This window comes from Marinovum sp. E3 (genome assembly GCF_055755275.1).
Genome location: NZ_CM146908.1, coordinates 3,472,113 through 3,497,525, shown reverse-complemented (window position 1 = coordinate 3,497,525; position 25,413 = coordinate 3,472,113). Strand labels below are relative to the sequence as shown.

Annotated in this window: 24 protein-coding genes; 12 read left to right on the top strand and 12 right to left on the bottom strand. The window is 67.1% G+C overall.

The genetic code is table 11. The features are described from left to right. The first annotated feature begins 70 nt into the window (after nucleotides 1-70). From hslO to AC0J5K_RS17020, 9 genes are all read left to right on the top strand, one after another. On the top strand, nucleotides 71-1,057 hold the full coding sequence (gene hslO / locus AC0J5K_RS17060; RefSeq protein ID WP_048533539.1) for an Hsp33 family molecular chaperone HslO: 987 nt from the start codon (nucleotides 71-73) through the stop codon (nucleotides 1,055-1,057). Beyond that, entirely contained in the window at nucleotides 1,047-1,646 is a 600-nt protein-coding gene (locus AC0J5K_RS17055) for a CoA pyrophosphatase (RefSeq protein WP_074836497.1), read from the top strand. The genes hslO and AC0J5K_RS17055 overlap by 11 nt, the downstream gene beginning before the upstream one ends. Then, on the top strand, nucleotides 1,643-2,797 hold the full coding sequence (locus AC0J5K_RS17050; RefSeq protein ID WP_074836496.1) for a CCA tRNA nucleotidyltransferase: 1,155 nt from the start codon (nucleotides 1,643-1,645) through the stop codon (nucleotides 2,795-2,797). The genes AC0J5K_RS17055 and AC0J5K_RS17050 overlap by 4 nt, the downstream gene beginning before the upstream one ends. A gap of 177 nt (nucleotides 2,798-2,974) precedes the next feature. Further along, on the top strand, nucleotides 2,975-4,840 hold the full coding sequence (locus AC0J5K_RS17045; protein ID WP_274561904.1) for an ABC transporter ATP-binding protein: 1,866 nt from the start codon (nucleotides 2,975-2,977) through the stop codon (nucleotides 4,838-4,840). Next, on the top strand, nucleotides 4,837-6,669 hold the full coding sequence (locus AC0J5K_RS17040; RefSeq protein WP_274561903.1) for an ABC transporter ATP-binding protein: 1,833 nt from the start codon (nucleotides 4,837-4,839) through the stop codon (nucleotides 6,667-6,669). Before AC0J5K_RS17045 ends, AC0J5K_RS17040 begins: the two co-directional genes overlap by 4 nt. Then, nucleotides 6,666-6,848, top strand: coding sequence for a hypothetical protein (locus AC0J5K_RS17035; RefSeq protein ID WP_074836493.1), 183 nt, complete (start codon nucleotides 6,666-6,668; stop codon nucleotides 6,846-6,848). Before AC0J5K_RS17040 ends, AC0J5K_RS17035 begins: the two co-directional genes overlap by 4 nt. Then, complete coding sequence (locus AC0J5K_RS17030) at nucleotides 6,835-8,058, top strand: class I SAM-dependent RNA methyltransferase (RefSeq protein WP_074836492.1); 1,224 nt, start codon at nucleotides 6,835-6,837, stop codon at nucleotides 8,056-8,058. Before AC0J5K_RS17035 ends, AC0J5K_RS17030 begins: the two co-directional genes overlap by 14 nt. 23 nt (nucleotides 8,059-8,081) lie before the next feature. After that, nucleotides 8,082-8,855, top strand: coding sequence for an ion transporter (locus tag AC0J5K_RS17025; RefSeq protein WP_074836491.1), 774 nt, complete (start codon nucleotides 8,082-8,084; stop codon nucleotides 8,853-8,855). Between the two features lie 64 nt (nucleotides 8,856-8,919). Beyond that, entirely contained in the window at nucleotides 8,920-9,411 is a 492-nt protein-coding gene (locus AC0J5K_RS17020; RefSeq protein ID WP_048533531.1) for a L,D-transpeptidase family protein, read from the top strand. On the opposite strand, the gene AC0J5K_RS17015 is transcribed toward AC0J5K_RS17020, so the two are convergent. The 8 genes from AC0J5K_RS17015 to AC0J5K_RS16980 form a co-directional block, all read right to left on the bottom strand. Beyond that, on the bottom strand, nucleotides 9,412-10,101 hold the full coding sequence (locus AC0J5K_RS17015) for a molecular chaperone DjiA (RefSeq protein WP_074836490.1): 690 nt from the start codon (nucleotides 10,099-10,101) through the stop codon (nucleotides 9,412-9,414). It abuts the gene before it with no gap. 43 nt (nucleotides 10,102-10,144) lie between these two features. Then, nucleotides 10,145-10,621 carry a GNAT family N-acetyltransferase gene (locus tag AC0J5K_RS17010; RefSeq protein ID WP_139211317.1) on the bottom strand — a complete coding sequence of 159 codons (477 nt, stop codon included), beginning with the start codon at nucleotides 10,619-10,621 and terminating at the stop codon, nucleotides 10,145-10,147. Next, entirely contained in the window at nucleotides 10,618-11,226 is a 609-nt protein-coding gene (locus AC0J5K_RS17005; protein WP_074836489.1) for a VOC family protein, read from the bottom strand. The genes AC0J5K_RS17010 and AC0J5K_RS17005 overlap by 4 nt, the downstream gene beginning before the upstream one ends. A 120-nt stretch (nucleotides 11,227-11,346) precedes the next feature. Continuing rightward, nucleotides 11,347-11,817 carry an Hsp20 family protein gene (locus AC0J5K_RS17000; RefSeq protein ID WP_048533529.1) on the bottom strand — a complete coding sequence of 157 codons (471 nt, stop codon included), beginning with the start codon at nucleotides 11,815-11,817 and terminating at the stop codon, nucleotides 11,347-11,349. Nucleotides 11,818-12,002: 185 nt separating this feature from the next. After that, on the bottom strand, nucleotides 12,003-12,785 hold the full coding sequence (locus AC0J5K_RS16995) for a trypsin-like serine peptidase (protein WP_083416014.1): 783 nt from the start codon (nucleotides 12,783-12,785) through the stop codon (nucleotides 12,003-12,005). A gap of 71 nt (nucleotides 12,786-12,856) precedes the next feature. Then, entirely contained in the window at nucleotides 12,857-14,146 is a 1,290-nt protein-coding gene (gene glcF / locus AC0J5K_RS16990; protein ID WP_274561893.1) for a glycolate oxidase subunit GlcF, read from the bottom strand. Between the two features lie 3 nt (nucleotides 14,147-14,149). Beyond that, complete coding sequence (locus AC0J5K_RS16985; RefSeq protein WP_074836486.1) at nucleotides 14,150-15,271, bottom strand: FAD-binding protein; 1,122 nt, start codon at nucleotides 15,269-15,271, stop codon at nucleotides 14,150-14,152. A gap of 51 nt (nucleotides 15,272-15,322) precedes the next feature. After that, nucleotides 15,323-16,768 carry an FAD-linked oxidase C-terminal domain-containing protein gene (locus AC0J5K_RS16980; protein WP_074836485.1) on the bottom strand — a complete coding sequence of 482 codons (1,446 nt, stop codon included), beginning with the start codon at nucleotides 16,766-16,768 and terminating at the stop codon, nucleotides 15,323-15,325. Between the two features lie 109 nt (nucleotides 16,769-16,877). On the opposite strand from AC0J5K_RS16980, the gene AC0J5K_RS16975 reads away from it, so the two are divergent. Both AC0J5K_RS16975 and AC0J5K_RS16970 read left to right on the top strand, forming a co-directional pair. Further along, nucleotides 16,878-17,600 carry a DUF599 domain-containing protein gene (locus AC0J5K_RS16975; protein WP_048533524.1) on the top strand — a complete coding sequence of 241 codons (723 nt, stop codon included), beginning with the start codon at nucleotides 16,878-16,880 and terminating at the stop codon, nucleotides 17,598-17,600. Next, nucleotides 17,597-17,974 carry a hypothetical protein gene (locus AC0J5K_RS16970; RefSeq protein WP_048533523.1) on the top strand — a complete coding sequence of 126 codons (378 nt, stop codon included), beginning with the start codon at nucleotides 17,597-17,599 and terminating at the stop codon, nucleotides 17,972-17,974. The genes AC0J5K_RS16975 and AC0J5K_RS16970 overlap by 4 nt, the downstream gene beginning before the upstream one ends. Before the next feature lie 68 nt (nucleotides 17,975-18,042). Here AC0J5K_RS16970 and AC0J5K_RS16965 read toward each other — a convergent pair whose 3' ends face one another. Genes AC0J5K_RS16965 through AC0J5K_RS16950 form a run of 4 tightly spaced genes read right to left on the bottom strand, consistent with a single transcriptional unit; the run spans nucleotide 18,043 to nucleotide 24,711 of the window. Further along, nucleotides 18,043-20,082, bottom strand: coding sequence for a hypothetical protein (locus AC0J5K_RS16965; protein ID WP_274561887.1), 2,040 nt, complete (start codon nucleotides 20,080-20,082; stop codon nucleotides 18,043-18,045). Continuing rightward, on the bottom strand, nucleotides 20,079-22,835 hold the full coding sequence (locus AC0J5K_RS16960; protein ID WP_274561885.1) for a DUF4159 domain-containing protein: 2,757 nt from the start codon (nucleotides 22,833-22,835) through the stop codon (nucleotides 20,079-20,081). The genes AC0J5K_RS16965 and AC0J5K_RS16960 overlap by 4 nt, the downstream gene beginning before the upstream one ends. Beyond that, complete coding sequence (locus tag AC0J5K_RS16955) at nucleotides 22,832-23,707, bottom strand: DUF58 domain-containing protein (RefSeq protein WP_048533520.1); 876 nt, start codon at nucleotides 23,705-23,707, stop codon at nucleotides 22,832-22,834. Before AC0J5K_RS16955 ends, AC0J5K_RS16960 begins: the two co-directional genes overlap by 4 nt. Further along, nucleotides 23,704-24,711, bottom strand: coding sequence for an AAA family ATPase (locus AC0J5K_RS16950; protein ID WP_048533519.1), 1,008 nt, complete (start codon nucleotides 24,709-24,711; stop codon nucleotides 23,704-23,706). Before AC0J5K_RS16950 ends, AC0J5K_RS16955 begins: the two co-directional genes overlap by 4 nt. Nucleotides 24,712-24,780: 69 nt before the next feature. Here AC0J5K_RS16950 and AC0J5K_RS16945 point away from each other — a divergent pair, with 69 nt between their 5' ends. Then, nucleotides 24,781-25,371 (top strand): DUF1285 domain-containing protein, encoded by a 591-nt coding sequence (locus AC0J5K_RS16945; RefSeq protein ID WP_048533518.1) that lies wholly within the window; start codon nucleotides 24,781-24,783, stop codon nucleotides 25,369-25,371. Nucleotides 25,372-25,413 lie beyond the last annotated feature (42 nt).

Sequence of the window (25,413 nt, the reverse complement as noted above, 5' to 3'; positions counted from 1 at the left end):
ACCCCTTTAATGCTGCGCTTTCACGGCTATATAGAGGCGATATGCCAAATCTGGGCAACAAGGAACTCCCATGATCTCTGTGAATGCCATCGCCTGGGACGATACCGTCCTGCCGTTTCAGCTTGACCGCTCGGACATCCGCGGCCGCGTCGCGCGGCTGGACGGGGTGCTGGAAGGCATCCTGAAACAACACGATTACCCCCCGGTGGTCGAGGCGCTGGTGGCCGAAATGGCGCTGCTGACCGCGCTGATCGGCCAGACCGTCAAGCTGCGCTGGAAACTGTCGTTGCAGGTGCAGTCGAACGGCCCGGTGCGGATGATCGCCACCGATTATTACGGCCCGAGCAAAGAGGGCGAACCGGCGCGCATCCGCGCCTATGCCAGCTATGATGCGGCGCGGCTGTCGGGCAACAACCCCTTTGACCAGCTCGGCGAGGGCTATTTCGCCATCATGATCGATCAGGGGCAGGGGATGCAGCCTTACAAGGGCATCACGCCGCTGGCCGGGGGCACCCTGCGCGCCTGTGCCGAAAGCTATTTCGCCCAGTCGGAACAGCTTCCGACGCGGTTCAACCTGAGCTTTGGCCGCTCGACCGAGCCCGGCGAGGCCGAGCGCTGGCGCGCCGGTGGCATCATGTTGCAACATATGCCCAAGGCCTCGCCCTTTGCCAGCGGCGAAGGCGGCTCCGGCGAGGGCGGGTTGCTCACCGTCGATGATCTTCTGGATGACGAAGAAACGGCAGAGAACTGGAACCGCGCCAATATCCTGCTCGATTCGGTCGAGCTGATGGAGCTGATCGGGCCGCAGGTGCCGCCGACTGATCTTCTGGTGCGGCTGTTTCACGAGGAACAGCCGCGGGTCTATCCGACCCAGCCGGTGCATTTCGGCTGCACCTGTTCCGAGGATCGGGTGCGGCAGAGCCTGTCGATCTATTCCGCCAAGGACATCGAAAAGATGACCACGGAAGACGGCCGGGTGACCGCCGACTGCCAGTTCTGCGGTGCGCATTACGATCTCGACCCCGCCACCGTGGGTTTCGAGGCGAATGACGATTGATCCGCTCGATCCGCTCGTCGCCGCGCTGTCCCGGGATGGCGCGGCCTCGTCGGATTTCGATCTGAACCCGGATTTCAAGCTTCCGCAATCCCGCAAGCTGCGTCCCGCCGGCGTGCTTGCGGGTTTCGTCATGCAGGATGGCGTGCCGCAAGTGATCCTGACCAAACGCTCCTCGGCGCTCAAGCATCACCCCGGCCAGATCGCCTTTCCTGGTGGCAAGCAGGATGAGGGCGACGCCGATGTCACCGCCGCCGCCCTGCGCGAGGCGCAGGAGGAGGTGGGGCTCGATCCGGCGCAGGTCGAGGTTCTGGGCCTCTTGCCGACGCATGAGACGGTGACCAGCTTTCTGGTGACGCCGGTGGTGGCGCGGGTCCGGGGCGATTTCACCCCACGGCCGGAGCCGGGCGAAGTGGCCGAGGTGTTCACCGTGCCGCTCACCCATTTCGCCGATCCGGCGCGGTTTTCCGTGCAATCAAGGCGCTGGCGCGGGCTGCGGCGGTCCTATTACACTGTGCCCTACGGCCCCTATTACATCTGGGGTGCGACGGCCCGTATCCTGCGCGGGCTGGCAGACAGGATGGTGGCATGAGGATAACAGGCGACTGGCTGATCACCCCGGCGACCCAGGCGGTCTGCGCGATGCTGACCGAGGCCGGGCATTCGGCCTATTTCGTCGGCGGTTGCGTGCGTAACGCACTGATGGGCGAACCGGTGGCGGACATCGACATCAGCACCGACGCGCGCCCCGAACGGGTGATGGAGCTGGCCCGCGCAGCCGGTTTGCAGGCGGTGCCCACCGGCATCGATCATGGCACGGTCACCGTGATCTCGCACAAGGTTCCGCATGAGATCACAACCTATCGCCGGGATGTCGAAACCGATGGCCGCCGTGCCGTGGTGGCCTTTGCCGACAGCATCGAAGAGGATGCCCGGCGCCGCGATTTCACCATGAACGCGCTTTATGCCGATGCCTCGGGCGCGGTGCGCGATCCGGTGGGCGGGCTCGACGATCTCAAGGCGCATCACGTGCGGTTCATTGACGATCCTGCGGCGCGCATCCGGGAGGATTACCTGCGCATCCTGCGGTTTTTCCGCTTCAACGCCTGGTATGGTCGCGCAAAGGGCGGGTTCGACCGCGAGGCGCTGGCGGCGATTGCCGACAACCTCGACGGGCTGGAAACCCTGTCGCGCGAACGTGTCGGCGCCGAGATGATCAAGCTGCTCTCGGCCCCCGATCCGACCCGCGCGGTGGCGGCGATGGACAAGGCCGGCGTGCTGCTGCGCATCCTGCCGGGCGCCGTCATTTCCGCGCTGGGGCCGCTGGTCTATGTCGAGGACGAGGCCGGCCTTGCCCCCGACCCGGTGTTGCGGCTGGCGGCGCTGGGCGGCGAGGATGTGGCCGAGCGGCTGCGGCTGTCGAAGGCCCAGGCCAAGGCGCTTGCCTTCTTTCGCCACGAGGTCGGCGCCGCCACGCCGCCGGCCGAGATCGGCTATCGCCATGGCGCGGAGGAATCGGAGAAGCTGCTCGCCCTGCGCGCCGCGCTCTTGCAGGAACATATCGACCGCAAGGCCTTTGCCGAGATGGAAGAGGGCGCCAACGCGGTGTTTCCGATCCGGGCCGCCGATCTTATGCCGGAGTACGAAGGCCCGGCGCTGGGCGAAAGACTGCGGCTGCTCGAAACGCTCTGGATCACCTCCGGCTTCGAACTGACGCGCGACGAACTGCTGCGGAAGGACTGACCCGCCCCCCCGGGGGGTGACAAACCGTCACAGTCGGGGTATGAAAGGCGCATCTGAACAGGAGAGTGCAGCATGGAAACAGAGATCAGCTTCCGCCACGGCTAAGCCACGTTCTCTGTTTGCGTGGATGTTCCACGCCATGTCCATCAGTTGCCCATTTGCTCGCAGGAGCGCTCCATGTTCAAATTTTTCGAAAATCTTGTCGATCCCTATTGTGCCTACCCCGCCTCGGATCATCCGCCCCAGCGGCTCTGGCCGTTTCTCCTGGCCTATGCGCAGCCGTTCAAACGGGTCTTTGCCGTCGCCGCCGTGATGTCGGTGGTGGTGGCGGTGATCGAGATCGGGCTGATCTGGGCGATGGGCTGGGTGGTCGACATCCTCGCGGGGTCACCAGAGCAGGTGTGGCAGGACTACGGCGGCTGGCTGATTGCGCTGGCGGTCTTCCTGCTGGTGCTGCGGCCGGTGTTGCAGGCGGTGGATGTGGCGCTGCTCAACAATACCATCCTGCCGAATTTCGGCACGCTGATCCGGTTTCGTGCCCATGCCCATGTGCTGCGCCAGTCGGTCGGCTGGTTCGAGAACGATTTTGCCGGCCGCATTGCCAACCGCATCATGCAGACCCCGCCCGCCGCCGGCGAGGCGGTGTTTCAGGTGTTCGACGCGATCACCTTTTCGCTGGCCTATGTGGTTGGCGCCGTGGTGCTGCTGGGGCAGGCCGACTGGCGGCTGTCCTTGCCGCTGCTGGCCTGGCTCGGGTTGTACGGCCTGCTGATCCGCTGGACGATCAGGCGCGTCGGCCCCGCCTCGCAGGCGGCAAGCGACGCCCGCAGCGAGGTGACAGGCCGGGTGGTGGATGCCTACAGCAACATCCATTCGGTCAAGATGTTTGCCCACCATGGCCGCGAGATGGACTTTGCCAAAGAGGCGATCGAGCGCGCGCGCAGGACCTTTCAGGCCGAAATGCGGATCTTTACCATCATGGATGTGGTGCTGACCCTGCTGAACGGCTTTCTGATCGTCGGGGTGGTCGGCTGGGCGCTCTGGCTCTGGATGCAGGGGCTTGCCAGTGTCGGTGCGGTGGCCGCCGCGACGGCGCTGACCCTGCGGCTCAATGCCATGACCGGCTGGATCATGTGGGCGCTGACCTCGTTCTTTCGCGAGCTGGGCGTGGTGAGGGAAGGCATGGAAACCATCGCCCAGCCGATCGCCCTGCGCGACGGGCCGGAGGCCACGCCCTTGCAGCTCGGCGACGGGCGGATCGAACTGGACCGGCTGTCGCATCATTACGGACGCGGGCGCGGCGGGCTGGACCGGATCAGCCTGAGCATCGCGCCGGGCGAAAAGATCGGGCTGGTCGGCCGGTCGGGCGCCGGAAAATCGACGTTGGTGAAGCTGCTGCTGCGGTTCTATGACGCCGAAAGCGGCCGCATCCTGATCGACGGGCAGGACATCTCGCAGGTCACCCAGGACAGCCTGCGGCGACAGATCGGCATGGTGCAACAGGACAGTTCGCTGCTGCACCGCTCGATCCGCGACAACCTGCTGTATGGCCGCCCCGACGCCACCAAAGCCGAGATGATCGCCGCCGCCAAACAGGCCGAGGCCCATGCGTTCATCCTCGATCTCGAAGACCAGAAAGGCCGGCGCGGCTATGACGCGCAGGTCGGCGAACGCGGCGTCAAACTGTCCGGCGGGCAACGGCAGCGGATCACCCTGGCGCGGGTGATCCTGAAAGACGCGCCGATCCTGCTCCTGGACGAGGCGACAAGCGCGCTCGACAGCGAGGTCGAGGCGGCGATCCAGTCGACGCTTTACGGCATGATGGCCGGCAAGACGGTGATCGCCATCGCGCATCGGCTTTCGACGATTGCCCAGCTCGACCGGATCCTGGTGATGGATGACGGTCGCATCGTCGAACAGGGCAGCCATGACGACCTTTTGGCTCGCGGCGGGCTATATGCCGGGTTCTGGGCGCGCCAGTCCGGCGGGTTCCTGGCGGTCGAAGACCAGAGCAAGACGGAAGAATCGGAGGCAGCGGAATGACGGCACCATCCTGGATCGATCCCTTTGCCGAGGCGGATACGCCGCCGCCGCGCAGCCTTGGCGCGTTTTTGCGCTGGGCGCTCAGGGGCAGCTTCGGCGTGATCGGCATCGCCGGCGCGACCTCGGCCTTTGCCGGGGTGCTCGAGGTGCTGGCCGCGATGACCCTGGGGCTGGTGGTGGACGTGGCGCTGAACGGCACGGCTGAGAGCGTCTTTGCTGAAAACCTCTGGTTGCTGATCGGTGTCACGCTGTTTTTCCTGCTGCTGCGGCCGCTGGTTCTGATGGCCTCGGCCTGGCTGCAATCGATCGTGTTGCAGCCCAATCTGCTCAGCCTCGTGCTGTCGCGTCTGCATCGCTTCACGCTGGGGCAGGATGTCACCTTTTTCGACAATGATTTTGCCGGCCGGATCGCGCAAAAGGAGATGCAGACCGCCCGCGCCATCACCGATGTGGTCGTCGAGGTGGTGCATACGGTGCTCTTTGCCCTGGCTTCGGTGGTGGGCTCGATCCTGCTGCTCGGCACCGTCGATGCGCGGATCGCCCTTGGGCTCCTGCTGTGGATCGCCGGCTACCTGCTGATGATCCGCTATTTCATGCCGCGGATCCGCCTGCGCTCCAAGGCGCGGGCCTCGGCGCGGGCAATGGTGACCGGCCAGGTCGTCGATACGGTGACCAACATCAAGACGGTCAAGCTGTTCGCCCATGCCGATCACGAGGATCAGGCGGCGCTGGGCGCGATGGCGCGGTTTCGCGACCGACAGCTCGATTTCGGCCAGGTCTCGGTTCAGTTCCGGTTCTGGCTGATGGCGCTGGCCGGCGTTCTGCCGGTGCTGTTGGTGGGCGGCGCGCTCTGGTACTGGTCGCGCGGGCTGGTCAGTGCGGGCGATATTGCCGCCACCGGCGCGGTCAGCCTGCGGCTGGCGCAGATGACCGGCTGGGTCTCGTTCACGTTGATGGGCCTCTATGCCAATGTCGGCGAGGTGGAGGACGGCATGCGCACGCTGACCCCGCCGCATGGGCTGACCGATGTCGCCAATGCCACGCAGCTAAAGGTGACCGACGGAAGGATCGCCTTTCGCGACGTGGATTTCGCCTATGGCCGCGATATCGGCGGGGTCGAGCACATCCGCCTTGAAATCTCGCCGGGGGAAAAGCTTGGCATCGTCGGCGCCTCGGGGGCCGGCAAATCGACGCTGGTGGCACTGCTCCTGCGGCTCTACGACGCCGAAAAGGGCGAGGTCTGCATCGACGGGCAGGACATTGCCGGCGTCACCCAGGAGAGCCTGCGGCGCCAGATTGGCATGGTCACCCAGGAAACCGCCATGTTCAACCGGTCGGCGCGCGACAACATCGCCTATGGCCGGCCCGACGCCACCGAGCAAGACATCATCGCGGCGGCGGAACGCGCCGAGGCGCATGATTTCATCCTCGATCTCGAGGACCACGAGCATCGCACCGGCTATGACGCGCATCTGGGAGAACGCGGGGTCAAACTGTCGGGCGGCCAGCGGCAGCGGATCGCGCTGGCCCGGGCCATCCTCAAGGACGCGCCGATCCTGGTGCTGGACGAGGCGACAAGCGCGCTGGACAGCGAGGTCGAAGCGGCGATCCAATCGGCGCTGGAACGGGTGATGGAGGGCAAGACCGTGCTGGCCATCGCCCACCGTCTCTCGACGATCGCGCGGATGGACCGCATCGTCGTGCTCGACAAGGGCCGGATCGTCGAAGAGGGGAGCCACGAGGTGCTGCTCGACAAGGGCGGGCTCTACGCGCGCTACTGGGAGCGGCAGTCGGGCGGGTTCCTCAACCTGGTCGAAGCCGCGGAATGAAGCGGATCACGATCGTCGGCCAGCCGGGCGGCGGCAAATCCATCCTGGCCCGGCTGATCGGTGTGCGTCCGGGCCTGCCGGGGCATGTGTTGCGCTCGCCGCGGGCGGTGCGGGCCTTTCTCGCCTCTCTCGACAGCGCCGGCGATTGCAGGCAAAAGCCCGGGCATGACCCAGCATGACATACTCCGCCTCGGCCATCAGGGCGACGGCATCGCCGAAGGCCCGCTGTTTGCGCCCCTGACCCTGCCCGGCGAGACCGTCAGCGGCACCGTTGAGGGGGACCGGCTGCGCGACGTCAGAATCCTCGCACCCTCGGAGCATCGCGTGGCGCCGCCCTGCCGCCATTTCAAGGCCTGCGGCGGCTGTCAGCTGATGCATGCCTCGGATGACTTCGTCGCCGGCTGGAAACAGGACATCGTCATCCGCGCGCTGTCGGCCCAGGGCATCGAGGCCGCTTTTCGCCCCATCGCCACCTCGCCGGCGCAGAGCCGCCGGCGGGCGACCTTTTCCGCCCGGCGCACCAAGAAAGGCGCGATGGCGGGTTTTCACGGCCGTGCCTCGGGTGTGATCGTCGAGATCCCCGATTGCCACCTGCTGCATCCCGATCTGCTGGCCGCACGCCCGCTGGCCGAAGCGCTGGCGGCCTTGGGTGGCAGTCGCAAGGGCGAAGTGTCGGTACAGATCACCCTGTCAGAGGACGGGCTGGACGTGCTGGCCCGGGGCGGCAAACCGCTGGATCGCGCGCTCGAGGTGGCGCTGGCGGAGCTGGCCGGCCAGCAGCGGATCGCCCGGTTGGTCTGGGAGGACGAGCCGATCGCCATGCGCACCCCTCCGGGCCAGCGCTTTGACGGCATCCGTGTCGTCCCGCCGCCTGGCGCCTTTCTTCAGGCCACCGCCCATGGCCAGGCGGTGCTGACGGCGGCGATGATCGAAGCGGTGGGCGGGGCCGGCCATATCGCCGATCTCTTTGCCGGCTGCGGCACGTTCGCCCTGCCGCTGGCGCGCGGCGCCGAGGTGCATGCGGTCGAGGGCGAGGCCGCGATGCTGCGGGCGCTCGACGGGGGCTGGCGCAAGGCCGAGGGGCTGAAGAAGGTCACCACCGAAGCCCGCGACCTGTTTCGCAACCCGCTGCTGCCGCAGGAGCTGGAGCGGTACGACGCGCTGGTGCTCGATCCGCCGCGCGCCGGGGCCGAGGCGCAGGTGCGCCAGATCGCGGAAAGCAAGGTGCCGGTGCTGGGCTTTGTCTCCTGCAACCCGGTCACTTTCGCGCGCGATGCGGCGGTGCTGCGGGCCGGCGGCTATCTGCTCGACTGGGTGCAGGTGGTGGACCAATTCCGCTGGTCCAGCCATATCGAGCTTGCAGCGCGGTTTTCGCGCGCACATATCTGACGCCGGACAAAAGGGGCAGGCAGATGCGGGACAGACTGGCGGCATGGCTGGAACAGGCATGGGTGCGCAACACGATCATCGGGGTGATCCTGTTCAACGCGATGATCCTCGGGCTCGAGACCTCGGATCCGCTGATGGCGCAGGCCGGCCCGCTGATCGTGGCGCTCGACATGGCCTGCCTAGCGGTCTTCGTGGTGGAACTGGCGCTCAAGATGTACGCCCAGGGCCTCGGCTTCTTTCGCCGGCCGTGGAACATTTTCGATTTCGTGATCGTCGGCATTTCGCTGGTGCCTGCGGCGCAGGGCCTTTCGGTGCTGCGCGCCCTGCGCATCCTGCGGGTGCTGCGCCTGCTGACCGTGGCGCCGCGCCTGCGCCGGGTGGTCGAGGGGTTTCTGACCGCGCTGCCCGGGATGGCCAGTGTCTTCCTTCTGATGGCGCTGATCTTCTATATCGCGGCGGTGATGGCGACCAAGCTCTTTGGCGACAGCTTCCCCGACTGGTTCGGCGATCTTGGCGCCTCGGCCTATTCGCTGTTCCAGATCATGACGCTGGAAAGCTGGTCGATGGGCATCGTGCGCCCGGTGATGGAGGTCTATCCCTACGCCTGGGCGTTCTTCGTGCCCTTCATCATGGTCACCACCTTCGCGGTGGTGAACCTTCTGGTCGGCCTGATCGTCAACTCGATGCAGGACGCCCACAGCGAAGAGGATACCGCCGCCACCAACACCTATCGCGACGAGGTTCTGGTGCGGCTTGAGGCGATCGAGAAACGGCTGGAAGACGCTCAGCGCCGATAAAGTCTCTTCGCGGCTGATTTGCCCCATGGTATAAGGGGAAAAAATCAAAACCGGGGCAGTGCAGATGCGGGTTCTTCGAGCAATCCTGTTGGTATCCTTGGCCCTCACGGCCACGGCGTGCAGCAAGTTCTATACATATACCGGCCCCGAGGTCACCCGCGTGGTCGTCGACAAGGGTGCGCGCAAGATGTATCTGCTGCATGACACCCAGGTGCTCGAACAATATGACGTGGGCTTGGGATTTGCGCCCGCCGGCCACAAGGCGCAGGAGGGCGACGGCCGCACCCCCGAGGGCGAATACCGCATCGACCGGCGCAATCCCAACAGCAGCTTCTATCTCTCGATCGGCATCGATTACCCGAATGAAGAGGACATCCGCCGCGCGCGGGACGCCGGGGTCAGCCCCGGCGGCGACATCTTCATCCACGGCCGACCGTGGAAGAACCGCAAGGGCGGGCGCGACTGGACGGCGGGCTGTATCGCGGTGAGCAATGCCGAAATGCGCGACATCTATGCCATGGTGCGCAATGGCACGCCGATCACCATCCGGCCCTGATCAGGCGGGTTCGCTCTGGCTGGCCTGGATCTCTTCCCAGGCCTTGTTGATGTCGATCAGGCGCTTTTCGCTCATCCGCACCGCCTCTTCGGGTACGCCGCGTGCGATCATCCGGTCGGGGTGGCTGTCGCGGACCGCCTTACGCCAGATCCGGCGGATCTCGGCCAGCGGCATGTCGGGGCTGACGCCGAGCACCGAATAGGGATCCTTGTCGGCATCCGGGACAAAGCGGGTGCGCAGGGCCAGAAACTGGCGATCATCCAGCCCGAAAATCGCGGCCACATTGCGCAGGAATTCATCCTCGGCCGGATGATAGCTGCCATCGGAGACGGCGATGTGAAACAGCCCCTCGAGCAGGTCGGTCAGCGGCGCGCGGGTGTCATCGAACATCGCGCGCACGCGGCGGGCGTAATCCTCATAGCCGGCGACGTCCTGCCGCGCGAGGTTGAAGACACGGGCGGCCTGCGCCTCGTCCTCGGGGGCGATGAAAAACACCTCGCGAAAGGCCGTGACCTCGACCTTTTTGACCAGCCCGTCGGCCTTGGCCATCTTGGCGCCCAGGGCGATGACGGCGATGGTAAAGGCCACGCTGCGTTCCGGCGGGGTGCGCAGGCGGTCAAAGACGTCGCTCAGCGGTTCCCCGCTGGCAAGCGCGGAAAGGGCGGCGGATATGCGAGACCAGATCGACATGCGACAAGCCTATACCGCAGCGCGGCATAAGTCAGTGTGACAATCATAACATTTTTTGCAGCAGAACCAGGTCCATCCAGCGGCCAAACTTGTGTCCGACCTCCGGCAGCCGCGCCACCTCTGCAAAGCCGATCGCCTTGTGAAAGGCGACGCCATCGGGATTTTCGCCGCTAACGCCGGCAAAAAGCGAATGCACCTCGCGGGCGCGTGCGTGGTCCTCGAGCAGTGCCATCAGCCGCCGCCCGACGCCGGTGCCGCGCGCCTCGGGCAGAAGGGCGATGGAATGCTCTTTGGTATGGCGATAGCCCGGCCCGCTGCGAAACGGGAAGTAACAGGCATAGCCGATGATCCGGTCGCCGTCGCAGGCCACGAAATAGGCGCCACCATCGCGGATCGCGGTGACGATATCGCGGGTGGATTTCTCGGCGGTGGTAAAGGTGATGGCGGTGTCGCGGATCACCGGATTGACCAGATCGACAATGCCGCGGGCGTCGCGCGGCGTAGCCGGACGGACGATCATCGCAAGGTTACCGGGCCGGCCGGGCCCGTCAGGCGCGCCTCAAGATGCGCCGATCCGGGCTGAAACTGCACGCGGGCGTCCATCAGATAGGGCGCCAGCCGCTGGTGCAACCGGTCGGCCTCGGGATGCGCGACCGTGAGCGTTTCGAGCGTGCAGCCCGAGGATGGCAGGGTCTCGCCCGGCGGGGTCGGGCTGTCCCACTGGATCAGGGCCGGAAAGCAGCCATCGAAGGGCAGGTGCCCGTCCGGCGGCACCGCCATGCGCCATTTCAGATCGCCGCGCTCCAGGGCCACGATCTCGCCCGCCTCGGGCAGGTCGCGCACCAGCGTCGACAGGTCTTCGGTGCGGCAAATCCAGGTTGTCAGCCGCGGCGCGCCGACAAAGTCATCGAGGCCGAACCAGCGCGGATAGGCCGGCACCCGGGCCGCGGGGTCGATCGAAATCGCCTCCAGATAGAGCCCCTCGGCCAGCCCCAGCAGGTGGTTGTGGGTGCCGAAATATCGGTGCGCGCCCCCCGGCCGCAATGCCATGCCCAAGGCCGCCTGCACATGGGCCGCGGCGGCATCGCGGGTTTCACCGGAGATTGCGATGTGATCGAGTTTCATGTCTGCGCCCCCGGCGGGGATCATGGCAGAACGGCCCGAGGTTGCCAGAGGCAAACGGCGCCCGGACATGAAAAAGCCCCCCGGAAAAACCGAGGGGCTCGAAACACGGGCCGAAGTGCGTTAGTTGACGGCCTTGGCGTCAACCACGTCTTTCTCGATCGCCTTGGTGCCATTGGCAATCTCGATCCGGCGCGGTTTCAGCGCCTCGGGGATCTCGCGCTCGAGGTCGATGTGCAGCATGCCGTTTTCATGGCTGGCGCCCACCACCTTGACGTGATCGGCCAGATGGAACCGGCGTTCAAAGGCACGGGTGGCGATGCCGCGGTGCAGATAGCTGCGCTCTTCGTCCTCTTCGGCCTTGCGGGCCGAAACTACAAGCGCCTTTTCCTTCACCTCGACGTTCAGGTCCTGATCGGCAAAGCCTGCGACGGCGATCGAGATGCGATAGGCATCTTCGGCGGTCTTTTCGATGTTGTAGGGGGGATAGGTCTGCGACTGGACATCATTGGCCAGAACGCGATCCATCAGGTCGGCCATTTGGTCAAAACCGACGGTTGCACGGTAAAGCGGTGCAAAATCAAAGCTACGCATGGGTCATCCTCCATTGAGCGATACCATTATGTTGCGCCTTCCCTTGGGGACAGGCGCGTCAGGCGTCCAGACCCGTTGTGGCGTCCGGACAGGGCTGATTTGGGGATGGATTTCGCGGTTTCAAGAGGGTCGGAACCCCGCCTCGAACGAAAGATCACGCAAGCGTGATCGCAGTCGGCATCGGCTCAGGGGCGGATGAACTTGGCCCCGCCCGGCCGCGTTCTGTCAGAGGCCTGCCGGAACAGCGACTGGGCCTTGAGCTCGACCATCAGCACCGCCAGCGGCTCCGCCAGCGAGGTGCCGAGCGAGACCGGCGTGCCGTTCGATTCCGCCTTGGCCGAGATCAGCGACACGATCTGCGGCTCGCCGCTGGCCAGCGAAAATACCGGCGCGCCCGAGGCCCCGAAATCGGCATCGCAGGACATCACCAGCACGCCGCGCCGCCGGTCGACCACTTCGCAGGCCTCTTGCAGCGAGGGCGCCTCGGCGCGGTCATGGGCATAGCTCACCACGCTGATCCGCGCGCCCGGCCCGGGCCGGCCGGCGGTGTCGAACGGCGCCACCTCGGTGGTGCGGATCGGCCGGGCCAGTTGCAGTAACGCCACGTCGTTCCTGACCTGGGCGGCATCGGTGTTGCGCGAGAACCGATAGCGCGGGTGCAGCACCGCGTGTTTCACCGCCCGATAGGCCGAGGCGCGACCATTGCGCAGCCCGGCGCTGAAGCGGATTTCCGACGCGGTGAATTTGCGGCCGGTGGTCTTGTCATAAAGGCAATGCCCGGCGGTCAGCACCAGGTCGGGGGCCACCAGCACCCCGGTGCAGAACCCCGAGGTGTCAAAATCGATCCGGCCCACGGCCTCCCATCCCCGGCTTTCGTCGCCGGTGTTGAGCTGTCGCAGGCGATGGATGTCAGCCCAGGCCGCCGTCGCCGAAAGCAGCGCGGCGAAAAGCAGGAAAAGGATGCGCACGGTCTGCCTCCCGATGGTCTTTTCACCGGGCTATCAAGCACTTTGGGCGAAAATGCGGCATTTTCGGTGTATCATTCCGGCGCGAGCGCGGGCGGCGTCGGCCCACCGGTGGCCCAATCCAGAAGCTCGACCGTATGCACCACCGGCACGCCGGTGCCGCTGCCGATCTGCATCATGCAGCCGATGTTGCCGGCGGCGATCACATCCGGGCTGACCGCCTCGAGTGTCGTGACCTTGCGCGCCTTGAGCTGGCCGGAAATCTCCGGCTGCATCAGGTTGTAGGTGCCGGCCGAGCCGCAGCACAGATGGCTGTCGGCCGGTTCGGCGACGGTGAAACCGGCGCGTTTCAGCAGGGTCTTGGGATGGGTCTTGATCTTTTGCCCGTGTTGCAGCGAACAGGCGGCGTGATAGGCCACGCAGAGCCCCTTGTCGGCGCCTTCCGGCAGGTCGAGCGTCATCAAGAGCTCGCTGATATCCATCGCGATCTCCGACACCCGCGCCGCCTCTGCCGCCAGCGGATCGTTGCGAAACATATGTCCGTAATCCTTGACCGTGGTGCCGCAGCCGCTGGTGTTGATGACAATGGCATCCAGGCCCGCGCCGTCGATCTCGGCCGTCCAGGCGCGGATGTTCTTTGCCGCCGCGGCATGGCTCTCGCCGGTCTTGCCCATGTGATGGGTCAGCGCACCGCAACAGCCGGCGCCGCGGGCCACCACCACTTCGCAGCCCAGCCGGGTCAGCAGGCGGATGGTGGCGTCGTTGATATCAGTGTTGAGCGCCTTCTGCGCACAGCCGGTCATCAGCGCCACCCGCGTCTTGCGCGGCACCTCGGGCGCAAAGCTCTGCGGATCGTCGTTGCGGCTGACCGGCGGAATGCGCTTCGGCGCCATCTCCAGCATGGCGCGCAGCCGCGGATCGGGCAGAAAGCGCGCAAAGGGCCGGCCGATTTTGGCGCCCAGCAACGCCAGCCGGAACCGCCCCGGATAAGGCAGGATCCGCGCCAGCAGCCAGCGCAGCGCCCGGTCACCCCAGGGCCGGTCGTAGTGTTCCTCGATATAGGCCCGCGCGTGATCGACCAGGTGCATGTAATGCACGCCCGACGGGCAGGTCGTCATGCAGGCCAGGCAGGACAGGCAGCGGTCGATGTGCTTGACCGTCGTCGGGTCGGGCACCCGCTCGTTCTCCAGCATGTCCTTGATCAGGTAGATGCGGCCGCGCGGGCTGTCCAACTCGTCACCCAGCACCTGGTAGGTGGGGCAGGTGGCAGTGCAAAAGCCGCAATGCACGCAGGCGCGCAGGATCTCGTTGGCGCGCGCGGTGCCGGGATCCTGCAACTGCTCTTCGGTGAATGTCGTCTGCATCTGTTACCCCATCAGCCCCGGATTGAGGATGCCCTTCGGATCGAATTTCGCCCGCAGCCCGGCCTCGAGCGCGGCCAGCGGCGCGGGCTGCGGCTGGAACACCCCGGCCTCGGCCCGCCGTGCCGCCGAGGCCCGGAACAGCGTCGCATGGCCGCCGGTCAGGGCCGCGCGCACCGGCGTCCCGTCGGGCACCAGCACCCAGACCAGCCCGCCGCCCCAGTCGTATACCGCCTCGGCCCCGTCCAGCCGCGCGACGATCTCCGGCGCCTGGCTCGGCGTGACCGAAAGCCGCCAGACCTCGCCGGCGCGCCCGTGAAACGGCGCCACGTCGCGAATATACCGCCAGCCGGCCGCGGTCCGCTCGGGATCGCGCTCCACGGTGAAATCGCCGATATCGGCCAGCAGCTTCTGCAATTCTCCGCAGCGATAGGCGACCGAATCCGCCAGCCCCTCGACCCGGATCATCGTCACCGGCGCCCCGTCGAGACCGCGCTGCAAATGCGCCGCGCCGCTGACCTCCCAAGGTGCGCCAAGGGCGCGCGACAGGGCCGAAACCGCCTGCACGTCGCTCAGCCCTTCGCACAGCAGCACCCCCCTGGCCTCGGCCTCGGGCAGTACCTTGAAAGAGACCTCGCTCAGCACGCCCAAGGTGCCCCAGGACCCGCTCATCAGCTTCACTAGGTCGTAACCGGTGACATTCTTCATCACCCGCCCGCCGTTCTTGACGATGCGCCCGGCGCCATCGACAAAGCGCACTCCCAGCATGAAATCCCGACAGGCCCCCGCCGTCACCCGCCGCGGCCCGCTGACATTGGCCGCCACGACGCCGCCGATGGTGCTTTCGCCCTCGGTGCCCAGAAGCCCGCGCCAGTCGCCCGGTTCAAAGGCCAGCCGCTGGCCTTCCGCCGCCAGCGCCGCCTCGATCTCGGCAAGCGGCGTTCCGGCCCCGGCCACCATGGTCAGCGCGCCGGGTTCGTAAAGCCGGATGCCCGACAGCCCGCCGGTCTCCAGCATGTCACCCGCAATCGCGCGCCCCACATCCCGCGTCCCGCCGCCGCCTATCCGCAGCGGCGCTTCGGCCGCCGCAATCATCTCCGCCAGTTCGGCCTCGCTGTCAGGTCGCATGATCCGTCTTCTTCTGTTTGAGATTGCCTTCGGGCAGGCCCGAGGCCGCATTCACGCCGCCGCCGGCCGCCCGCGCCGCGCCTCGGAGGCATCAAGCGGAAACACCTTGGCCGGGTTGAGCAGCCAGGCCGGATCAAACACATCCTTCACCGCCATCTGCGCTTCAAGATCCGCCGCCTCGTACTGGTGCCACATCAGGTCGCGTTTCTCGATGCCGACCCCGTGCTCGCCGGTCAGACAGCCGCCGACCTCGACACAGAGCTTCAGGATATCCGCCCCGAAGCGCTCGCAAAGCTCGAGATCGCCGGGCTTGTTGGCGTCATAGAGGATCAGCGGATGCATGTTGCCATCGCCGGCGTGAAACACATTGGCCACCTCCAGCCCGTAGTCGCGGCTCATCTCGCCAATCCGCTGCAACACCTGCGGCAGCGCCGACACCGGGATCGTACCGTCGAGACACATGTAGTCGTTGATCTGCCCCATGGCGCCAAAGGCGCTCTTGCGCCCGAGCCAGATGCGCCCGGCCTCATCGGCATCGCGCGCCTCGCGCAGCTCCAGCGGGTCATGGCGCCGGGCAATCGCCTTGATCCGGGTCAGCTGGTCGTCGATCTCGGCCTCCGAGCCCTCGACCTCGACGATCAGCAGCGCCTCGCAATCGGGATAGCCGGCCTGGGCGAAATCCTCGCAGGCGCGGATGCAGGGCCGGTCCATGAATTCGATCGCCACCGGCAGGATCCCGGCCTTGATGATATCCGAGACACAGGCCCCGGCCACGGCATTGCTGTCAAAGGCCATCAGCACCGGGCGCGCGCCCTCGGGCTTGGGCAGGATGCGCAAGCTGGCCTCGGTCACCACGCCCAATTGCCCCTCGCTGCCGCAGATCACCCCCAGAAGGTCGAGCCCGCCGGCGTCCATATGCGCGCCGCCGATCTCGACCACGCTGCCATCCATCAGCACCATGGTGACGCCGAGCAGGTTGTTGGTGGTCACCCCGTATTTCAGGCAATGCGCCCCGCCGGAATTCATCGCGATATTGCCGGCAATGGCGCAGGCGAGCTGGCTCGAGGGATCGGGGGCGTAAAAGAACCCGTCCTCCTCCACCGCGCCGGTCACGCTCAGGTTGGTGCGCCCGGTCTGCACCCGGATCACCCGGTTGGCAAAATCGGTCTCCAGCACCGCATTCATCCGCGCCACGCCCAGGATGACGCAATCCGCCGTCGGCAGCGCGCCCCCGGCCAGCGAGGTGCCGGCGCCGCGCGGCACCACCGGCACCGACATCCGGTGGCAGATGCGCAGCACGGCGGCCACTTCGGCGGTGTCCCGCGGCAGCACCGCCGCCATCGGCGGGCAGCGATAGGCCGAAAGCGCATCGCATTCATAGGCCCGCAGTTCCGCCAGCTGATGAATCACGCCCGTTGGCCCCAAGGCCTCGGTCAGCCGCGCCACAAGCTCGGTTTTCAGCGCCAGCCGCTCTGGCCGGGGAGGGGGCATATCCATGGTGCTCTCCTGATATTGGTAAGAAAATATAACCAATTAACCCAAAGTGCAACCCGCTTGTCGCGCAGCCCCTCTTTCGCTTGCGCGCGGCCGCGGCTACGGTGCTGCGATGACCTGGACCGACCGCCTCTTTTTCTTCACCGCCTGGGACTACGCCGCGCTGACGCTGCTCTTCGTTGCCTGGATCGGCATCGGTTTCGTGATCGAAAACCCCGGCAAGCGCGGCTCGGTCTCGCATCTCACCGCCGAATACCGCCGCGTCTGGATGGAGCAGATGGTCACCCGCGATCCGCGCATCTTCGACAGCCAGATCCTCGGCATCCTGCGGCAGGGCACGGCGTTTTTTGCCTCGGCCTGCATGATCGCCATTGGCGGCATGCTGGCGCTGATCGGCAATGCCGAACGCCTGGCCGGCGTGGCCCAGGATCTCACCCTCGACACCGCGCCGATCATCGTCTGGGAACTCAAGCTCCTGGTGGTGATCCTGCTGGCGGTCAACGGCTTCCTGAAATTCGTCTGGTCGCACCGGCTGTTCGGCTACTGCGCGGTGATCATGGCGGCGGTGCCCAATGATCCGGCCGATCCGGCGGCCTACCCCCGGGCGCGCAAGGCGGCGGCGCTCAACATCACCGCCGCACGAAGTTATAACAAGGGATTACGATCAATTTACTTCGCCATGGCCGCGACGGCATGGCTATTGGGCGCGGTTCCTCTCATACTGGCGGTGCTCTTCACGCTGGCCGTGGTCTACCGCCGGGAATTTGCCTCGCAATCGCGCGAGGCGCTGCTTGCCGACGAAGGTCAGACCGCGCAAACACCGGAGATCCGATGATCCGCGCCGCCATTGCCGCCCTGCTTCTCATGCTGCCACTCACCGCCCGGGCCGCCGAACCCGAGATTGTCAAGGTCCAGGTCAGCAAGCCCGACATGGGCTGGCTCTTCGAGGTCACCCTGCGCCATGCCGACACCGGCTGGGATCACTATGCCGATGGCTGGGAGGTGCTCGACCGCCACGGCAACCGGCTGGGCTTCCGCAGGCTGACCCATCCGCATGTCAACGAACAGCCCTTCACCCGCTCGCTGCGCGGCGTGATGATCCCCGATGGCATCCGCATGGTGATGATCCGGGTGCATTGCACCGAGGATGGCTGGTCGTCCCGCCCGATCAAGGTCAAGCTCTCGCCGGCGGGCCGCGGCACCTACTGATATCTTCCTCTTGCCGAAAATACCCTCGGGGGAGTCCCGCAGGGACGGGGGCAGCGCCCCCCCCGGTCCTAGCGGCGCCCCTCGCGCAGCCAGGCGCCGACGATCAGCCCCGAGGCCAGCAGCAGCACCAGCCAGGGCGGCAGCAGGGCAACCTGGGTCACGTCGCGGGTCTCGAAGGCGCCGCGCGGGGTCAGCCCGATCCAGCCACGCCCCGCCGCCGGCCGGCCTTCGCGCACGTTGCGAATCCGCGGCAGACCGTCGTCGAGCGGCATCACCCCGCCGCGCAGGCTGTCGATTTGCGGCGCCAGCACCGCGCCGGTGGCGATCGTCTGCTCGAATTCCTTCGGTGCCGCCGGCCCCAGGCCGATCACGCTCTCGAGATCGCCGTCGCGCAGCCGGTAGAGCCCGATCTCCGGGCCTTCGTAGACCGCTTCGAAGCGGCCCGGGCTGACCTCCTCCAGCTCGAGCACCACCTCGGCGCCGTCCGGCCCGGTCACCGTCACCGGCCCGGCCGCTTCGTCCAGCGTGCGGCGGATGATCCGCATGGTCTGGCCGCTGGCCTCGGCATAAAGCGTCTCTTCCTCGAGTTCGGGCTCCTTCATCATCCAATGCGCCAGCCGCCGCAGCAATTCGAGCTGCGGCCCGCCGCCCTCGAAACCGCGGCTCCAGAGCCAGGCATGGTCCGAGGCCAGAAGCGCCACGCGGCCCTCGCCGACCCGGTCCAGCACCAGCAGCGGCCGGTCCTCGACGCCGGACATCAGGATATCGCCGCGTTCCGGCTCGACTTCGATCTGGCGCAGCCAGCGGCCCCAGGTCTCGGGATCGCCCAGCCCCACGGTGACCGGGTGGCGCGCGCCCTGTTCGGTGACGCTGGGCGCATAGCCCTGTTCGATCACCCGTGCCGTGGGTGCGGCCGGCACCACCTCCGACAGCGGCGAACGATAAAGCGAATCGGCGCTGGCGAAATCCGGGCCCGAGGCGATCAGCACCGCGCCGCCCTCTTCGACATAACGCGCCACGTTGTCGAGGTAGATCGCCGGCAGGATGCCGCGCCGCTTGTAGCGGTCAAAGATGATCAGGTCGAAGTCGTCGATCTTCTCCAGAAACAGCTCGCGGGTGGGAAAGGCGATCAGCGACAGCTCGCGCACCGGCACGCCATCCTGCTTTTCCGGCGGGCGCAGGATGGTGAAATGCACCAGGTCGACCGAACTGTCGGATTTCAGAAGGTTGCGCCAGGTCCGGCCGCCGGGATGCGGCTCGCCCGAGACCAGCAGCACCCGCAGCCGGTCGCGCACGCCGTTGATCTGGATCAGCGCGGTATTGTTGCGCCCGGTCAGCTCGCCCTCGGCCTCCGGCACGGTGAATTGCAGCACGTTGCGCCCGCCATGCGGCAGGGTGACCGGGATCTCGATATCCTCGCCCAGCGGCACGTCGAATTCCATCGGTTCGCCGCCATCGACCGAGACATGCAGCGGCGTCCGGGCCGCCTCGGGCGCGGCGCCGCTGTCCTCGACCCGCAGAGTCAGGGTGACCGGCTCGCCGAGGATGGCAAAGGCCGGGGCGTTCGACACGATCAGCCGCCGGTCCCAATCGTCGTCATGGCCGGTCATCAGCAGGTGCATCGGCGCCGGAAGCTGCGTCGCGCGGGCCATGTCATGCACCCGGCCGTCAGAGAGCGCGATCACCCCGGCGATCCGCCCGCGCGGCTCTTCGGCCAGGGCCGAATTGAGCGTGGTCATCATCTGGGTGCCGAGATCGCCCTCGCCATCGCCGACGCGCACCCGCCGCACCTCGGTATTGTCGCGGGCCGAAAGCTGCGCCTCAAGCGTTTCGGCGGCCTGCGCCGTCACCTCGGCGCGGTCGTCGAGCTGCTGCGAGGCGCTCTGATCCTCGACCAGCATGACGATATCGGTCAGTGGCGCGCGGTCTTCCTCCTGATAGGCCGGCTGCGCCAGCGCGGCGAGCACCACCAGGCCGCCGAGAAGCCTGGGGCCCCAGCCGGAAAGTCCGCGCCAGAGCGCCAGCCCGGCGGCAAAGAGCACCAGCAGGCCGACGCCCGCCAGCACCGGCCAGGGCAGCATCGGGTCGAAGATGAGCGTTCCGGTCATTGGCCCAACCTGTCGAGCAGAGCAGGCACATGCACCTGGTCGGATTTGTAGTTGCCGGTCAGCACATGCATGATCAGGTTGACGCCGAAGCGATAGGCCAGCTCGCGCTGGCGTTCGCCGGAATAGCCCCGGCCGACCGGATAGATCGGGTTGCCGCTCTCGTCCATCGCCCAGGCCGCCGCCCAGTCGTTGCCGCCGATCACCACCGGCGTCACCCCGTCATTGAGATTGCGGAACGGCATGCCCTCGATCCGTTCGGCATCCGGCGGCGCGGCCTCGACCCAGACGTCGCGGCCGACATGACGGCCGGGGAAATCCTGCAAAAGATAGAAGGTGCGGGTCAGCACGTGATCTTCCGGCACCGGCTCCAGCGGCGGAATGTCGAGCGGCTGTGCCAGCCGTTGCAGCCGCTGGCCGTTGGGCGAGGCGGCGCCAAAGCCGGCGATATCGGCATCGCGGGTGTCAAACAGGATCATCCCGCCGGAGCGCAGGTATTCGTTCAGCTTGGCATAGGCCTCATCCGAGGGGATCGGCTGATCCGCTGCCACCGGCCAGTAGAGAAAGGGAAAGAACGCCAGTTCGTCGGTCTCGAGATCGACGCCGATCGGCTCTGCCGGTTCGACCGAGGTGCGGAAGAACAGCGTTTCGCTCAACCCCGTCAGCCCCTCATAGGCCATCTGGTCGAGCTGCGGATCGCCGGTCAGCACATGGCCCAGCACCACCTCCGAGGTGACCGCCAGGGCGAAATCGTCGGTGCTCTGGGCGGCGGCCGGGGGCGGGCTTGCGCCCAACGCCAGAAGCACCACGGCGGCGGTTCTCATCCCGCCGGTGAGCCGTCCGGCCAGCGCCAGCGAGGCCACCACATCCACCGCCAGCAGCGCCAGGGCGAGGCTCAGCAACAGTCCCGCCAGCGGGGTTTCCCGCGGCCGGCTCAGCCCTTCGACCGGGATGCGCGCCGGCCAACTGGCGGCGGCAAGCTCGGTTTCGGCGGTGATCACGTTGCGCGCCAGCCGGCGGTCCTCGCTCTGATAGAGACCGGGCAAGAGATCGGGACCAAGCCGGGCGGCCACCAGCTCCGGCCCGTCGACACCGGGCCGGGTGCCGGCATCTTCCAGCGCGCCGAAGGCATCCATCACCTGCAACGGCTCCCAGGTGGTGCCTTCGAGGCTTTCGGCATCGGGGGTCGTGGCCGAGGAGGAGACCGCCAGCCGGTCGAGCATCTGCACGAAGAGCCCCGACAGCGGCAGCGTCGACCATTCGGCATTGGCAGTGACATGCACCAGCACCACCTGCCCCTGATCGATCCGCTTGCGGGTCACCAGCGGCGTGCCGTCGGCCAGTTGCGCGATCACCCGGTCGGCCAGCACCGGATCGGGCTGCGCCATGACCTGAGCGCTGACCCGCACGTCCTCCGGCACCGGCAGCCCGGCAAAGGGGCTGTCCTCGGCAAAGGGCGCCAGCGCTTTGGGCTCGCCCCAGGACATGGCGCCGCCGACGGTGCGGCCGCCTGCGCGCAGGCGCACCGGCATCAGCGCATCTTCCTCGGCGCGGCTCACGTCGGAGGCGGCAAGCCGGGGCCCGGCAAAGCGCAGCAGCAGCCCGCCCTTTTCCACCCAGGCGAGCAGCGCCTCTTCCTCGGCCGGGGCGAGGGTCGCCACATCTGCCAGTACCACCACATCGGGGTTGGCCGGCAGGATGTCACCCAGCGCGCCCTGCAACAGGTCGGCATTGGGTTCCAGCGCCTTTTCGAGATAATGCAGCGGCGAGAGCAGCTCGAGCCCCTCGCGGTCGTCCCGGCCGGCGATCAGCGCCACCTCGCGCCGCCTGAGGGAATCGTCGGACAGCGCCACCGCGCCGGCCGAACGCTGGCCCTCGACCTCGAAGTGGGTGATCCTTCCACGCAGCTCGGCGGGCAGCGACAGCGAGACCTGCGCCTCGGCGGCGCCATCGGCAAATTCCGCCCCGGCGCGGGCCAGCACGGCGGCATTGCCCGAGGGATCGCGGCCATGGGCGGCAATATGCGCGGCATAGCTGCCGGCGGTCTCGACCCGCCACAGCGTCAGCTCGATCGCCCCGTCGGCAAAGCCCGGCGGCGCCATCACCACCAGCGGCCGGGCCGATTGCACCACCCGCACCGCGCCACGCGATTCCAGCGCCGCGAGGAAATCGGCGCGTCCGTCATGCGCCAGCCCGTCAGACAGCCAGAGCGTGTCAAAGGCGCCGTCATCCAAGGCCGCTTCCGCCTCGGCATAGAGGTCTTGACCGGGCAGCCAGGGCTCCGGCGCCAGCCCCGGCAGGCGCGACCGCCAGGTCTCGGCGGCCTGGAACTGCAACGGCTCGGGGTCGCTGACCCGGAGCATCGCCACCGTCCGCCCGTCGCGCTGCGCCTCGAGCAGCAGCGCCTCCAGAGCCTCCTGCTGCGCCGCCCAGTCGCCGGCGCTGGCCCAGCTTGCATCCATTGCGATGAGCAGCGGCCCGGAGCCGCGTTCGCCGGCCTCGCGCGGGTTGAGGATCGGCCCGGCAAGGCCGAGGATCACCGCCGCCACCGCCAGGATGCGCAGCAGAAGCAGCCACCAGGGGGTGCGGTCGGTGACCTGATCGTCGTCTTTCAGGCCCAGAAGCAGGACCACCGCCGGAAACATCCGCCGGATCGGTGCCGGCGGCACCGCGCGCAGGATGATCCAGAGGATCGGCAGCGCCAGAAGCCCCAAAAGCAACCAGGGGGACAGGAACCCTATACCAAACAAAGTCATCGCACGCCTTCCATCGCCCGATAGAGCCAGAGCAGCGCCTCATGCGCCGAGCGGTCGGTGTGGTGCACCGCATATTGCCAGCCGGTCGCCCGCGACACCTGCGTCAGCCAATCCTTGCGGTCCGCCAGCCGCTGCAAATACCGGGCGCGCAGTTCGCCCGCCTTCAACGTCTCATGCTGCACCGTCTTGCCGACGCTTTCGAATATGGTGCGGCCCCGGAAGGGAAAGGCCTCTTCGCTGGGGTCGAGCACTTGCAGGATCACGCCGCGCACCCCGCGGTCGGCCGCCTTGGTCAGCGCCGCCTCGACCGGGGCGCTGTCGGCAAGGAAATCCGAGATGAAGATCGCCCGGGCGTGCGGCAGCATCAGCCGGGCTTCCGGTTCGGCGTAATCCTCGGGCTGGTCGGTGGAAAACGCCTGCGCCAGCCGCAACAGCTGGGGCTCGCCGCGTCGCGGCGGCAGCACGCCACCGGTCAGACCGACCCGTTCGCCGCCGCGGATCAGCAGCACGGCGGTGGCCATGGCAATGAGCCGTGCCCGGTCGCCCTTTTCCGGCAAGGCCGTGTCAGAGGCAAACCGCATCGAGGCCGCCTGATCGACCCAGAGCATGACGCTCTGGGCGATCTGCCATTCGCGTTCGCGCACATAGGTGCCATCGGACCGGGCCGAGCGGCGCCAGTCGATACTGCGCCGTCGGTCGCCGGGTTGCGCCGGCCGGTATTGCCAGAAATCGTCGCCCATGCCGGCGCGCCGCCGGCCGTGTTCACCCAGGAGCACCGTGCCGGCCAGATGCTCGGCCTTGGCCAGAAGCGGCGGCAGGGTGGCCGCCTCGGCCTCGGATCTTGCGCGCAGATGGGCGGGGCTGTGGCTCACGCAGCCGCCTCGGCCCGCATCAAGCCTGTTGCGGTCTCGTCGATCAGGTCGCTCAGCGACATGCCGCGTGCCCGCGCTGCGAAATTGAGCGCCATGCGGTGGGTGAGCACCGGCCGCGCCATGTCGAGCACATCCTCGACCGAGGGCGCCAGCCGGCCATCGATCAGCGCCCTGGCGCGCACCGTCAGCATCAACGCCTGCGCGGCCCGCGGGCCGGGGCCCCAGGCGACGTTTTCGCGCACCTTGTCAGAGGCTTCCGGCTCGTCCGGCCGGAAGGCCCGCACCAGATCGAGGATCATCTCGACCACGCTTTCGCCCACCGGCATGCGCCGCAGCAGGGCCTGCGCCGCGATCAGCTCTTCGGCGGTAAAGACCTCATGCGCCGCTTCCTCGGTGGCGCCGGTGGTGGCCAGCAGAATGTCGCGCTCGGTGTCGCGGTCGGGGTAAAGCACGTCGATCTGCACCAGAAAGCGGTCGAGCTGCGCCTCGGGCAGCGGATAGGTGCCTTCCTGCTCGATCGGGTTCTGCGTGGCCAGCACGTGGAACGGCGCCGCCAAGGTGCGGTTTTCGCCCGCCACCGTCACCTGTTTCTCCTGCATCGCCTGCAACAGCGCCGACTGCGTGCGCGGGCTGGCGCGGTTGATCTCGTCGGCCATCAGGAGCTGGCAGAACACCGGGCCCTCGATGAACTTGAAGGCCCGGCTGCCGTCCGACGAGGTTTCCAGAACCTCGGAGCCGAGGATGTCGGCAGGCATCAGGTCGGGGGTGAACTGAATGCGGTTGCCATCGAGGCCCATGACGGTCGACAGGGTTTCGACCAGCCGGGTCTTGCCCAGGCCGGGCAGGCCGATCAGCAGCGCATGGCCGCCACAGAGCAGCGCCGAAAGCGTCAGGTCGACCACCCGCTCCTGGCCGATGAACCGCTTGGTGATCGAGGCGCGTGCAAGGGCGAGCTTGTCTTCCAGCGCCTCGATTTCGGCGACGAGATCGGGGACGTCATTCATGAAAAAGGCTCCTTGCACACTTTGTCCTTGGCTGTGAGTGTATCGTTGAAACGGGAAATGGCAAAAGCAATGACGTCACAAAATCGCGTGCAGCCCTCGGCCGAGGGGATCGCCGCTTCGGCCAAGGCGGCGTCGCAGGGCAAGGGCCTGCCGCCGGTGCATCTGTGGAATCCGCCGGATTGCGGCGATCTCGACATGCGGATCGCGCGGGATGGCACCTGGTTCTATCTCGGGACGCCGATCGGCAGAAAAGAGCTGGTGCGGCTGTTTTCCACCATCCTGCGCAAGGACGGCGCGCGCTACGTGCTGGTGACGCCGGTCGAAAAGGTCGGAATCACCGTCGACGATGCGCCGTTTGTGGCGGTGGATTTCGAGGTTGCCGGAGAGGGCCGCGACCAGGTGCTGACCTTCGAGACCAATGTCGGCGATTTCACGGTGGCGGGGCCGGAGGCGCCGATCCGGGTGGAGCGCGATGCCGAGACCGGCGAGCCTTCGCCTTATGTGTTGGTGCGGGCCGAGCTGGAGGCGCTGATCGACCGGAAGAGTTTCTACCGGCTGGTCGAGATCGGCGCGCATCACGAGGTCGAGGGCGAGCGCTGGTTCGGGCTGTGGTCTTCTGGCACTTTCTTCCCAGTGATTCCGTCTGCCGAGCTTCCCTGACCCCGTCCCGGACGTGATCCGGGACCTCTTGGCGCGGGAGGC

Coding starts and splice junctions, on each gene's coding strand:
- hslO (WP_048533539.1), top strand. CDS start 71: ATGATCTCTGTGAATGCCATCGCCTGGGACGATACCGTCCTGCCGTTT.
- AC0J5K_RS17055 (WP_074836497.1), top strand. CDS start 1,047: ATGACGATTGATCCGCTCGATCCGCTCGTCGCCGCGCTGTCCCGGGAT.
- AC0J5K_RS17050 (WP_074836496.1), top strand. CDS start 1,643: ATGAGGATAACAGGCGACTGGCTGATCACCCCGGCGACCCAGGCGGTC.
- AC0J5K_RS17045 (WP_274561904.1), top strand. CDS start 2,975: ATGTTCAAATTTTTCGAAAATCTTGTCGATCCCTATTGTGCCTACCCC.
- AC0J5K_RS17040 (WP_274561903.1), top strand. CDS start 4,837: ATGACGGCACCATCCTGGATCGATCCCTTTGCCGAGGCGGATACGCCG.
- AC0J5K_RS17035 (WP_074836493.1), top strand. CDS start 6,666: ATGAAGCGGATCACGATCGTCGGCCAGCCGGGCGGCGGCAAATCCATC.
- AC0J5K_RS17030 (WP_074836492.1), top strand. CDS start 6,835: ATGACCCAGCATGACATACTCCGCCTCGGCCATCAGGGCGACGGCATC.
- AC0J5K_RS17025 (WP_074836491.1), top strand. CDS start 8,082: ATGCGGGACAGACTGGCGGCATGGCTGGAACAGGCATGGGTGCGCAAC.
- AC0J5K_RS17020 (WP_048533531.1), top strand. CDS start 8,920: ATGCGGGTTCTTCGAGCAATCCTGTTGGTATCCTTGGCCCTCACGGCC.
- AC0J5K_RS17015 (WP_074836490.1), bottom strand. CDS start 10,101: ATGTCGATCTGGTCTCGCATATCCGCCGCCCTTTCCGCGCTTGCCAGC.
- AC0J5K_RS17010 (WP_139211317.1), bottom strand. CDS start 10,621: ATGATCGTCCGTCCGGCTACGCCGCGCGACGCCCGCGGCATTGTCGAT.
- AC0J5K_RS17005 (WP_074836489.1), bottom strand. CDS start 11,226: ATGAAACTCGATCACATCGCAATCTCCGGTGAAACCCGCGATGCCGCC.
- AC0J5K_RS17000 (WP_048533529.1), bottom strand. CDS start 11,817: ATGCGTAGCTTTGATTTTGCACCGCTTTACCGTGCAACCGTCGGTTTT.
- glcF (WP_274561893.1), bottom strand. CDS start 14,146: ATGCAGACGACATTCACCGAAGAGCAGTTGCAGGATCCCGGCACCGCG.
- AC0J5K_RS16985 (WP_074836486.1), bottom strand. CDS start 15,271: ATGCGACCTGACAGCGAGGCCGAACTGGCGGAGATGATTGCGGCGGCC.
- AC0J5K_RS16980 (WP_074836485.1), bottom strand. CDS start 16,768: ATGGATATGCCCCCTCCCCGGCCAGAGCGGCTGGCGCTGAAAACCGAG.
- AC0J5K_RS16975 (WP_048533524.1), top strand. CDS start 16,878: ATGACCTGGACCGACCGCCTCTTTTTCTTCACCGCCTGGGACTACGCC.
- AC0J5K_RS16970 (WP_048533523.1), top strand. CDS start 17,597: ATGATCCGCGCCGCCATTGCCGCCCTGCTTCTCATGCTGCCACTCACC.
- AC0J5K_RS16965 (WP_274561887.1), bottom strand. CDS start 20,082: ATGACCGGAACGCTCATCTTCGACCCGATGCTGCCCTGGCCGGTGCTG.
- AC0J5K_RS16960 (WP_274561885.1), bottom strand. CDS start 22,835: ATGACTTTGTTTGGTATAGGGTTCCTGTCCCCCTGGTTGCTTTTGGGG.
- AC0J5K_RS16950 (WP_048533519.1), bottom strand. CDS start 24,711: ATGAATGACGTCCCCGATCTCGTCGCCGAAATCGAGGCGCTGGAAGAC.
- AC0J5K_RS16945 (WP_048533518.1), top strand. CDS start 24,781: ATGACGTCACAAAATCGCGTGCAGCCCTCGGCCGAGGGGATCGCCGCT.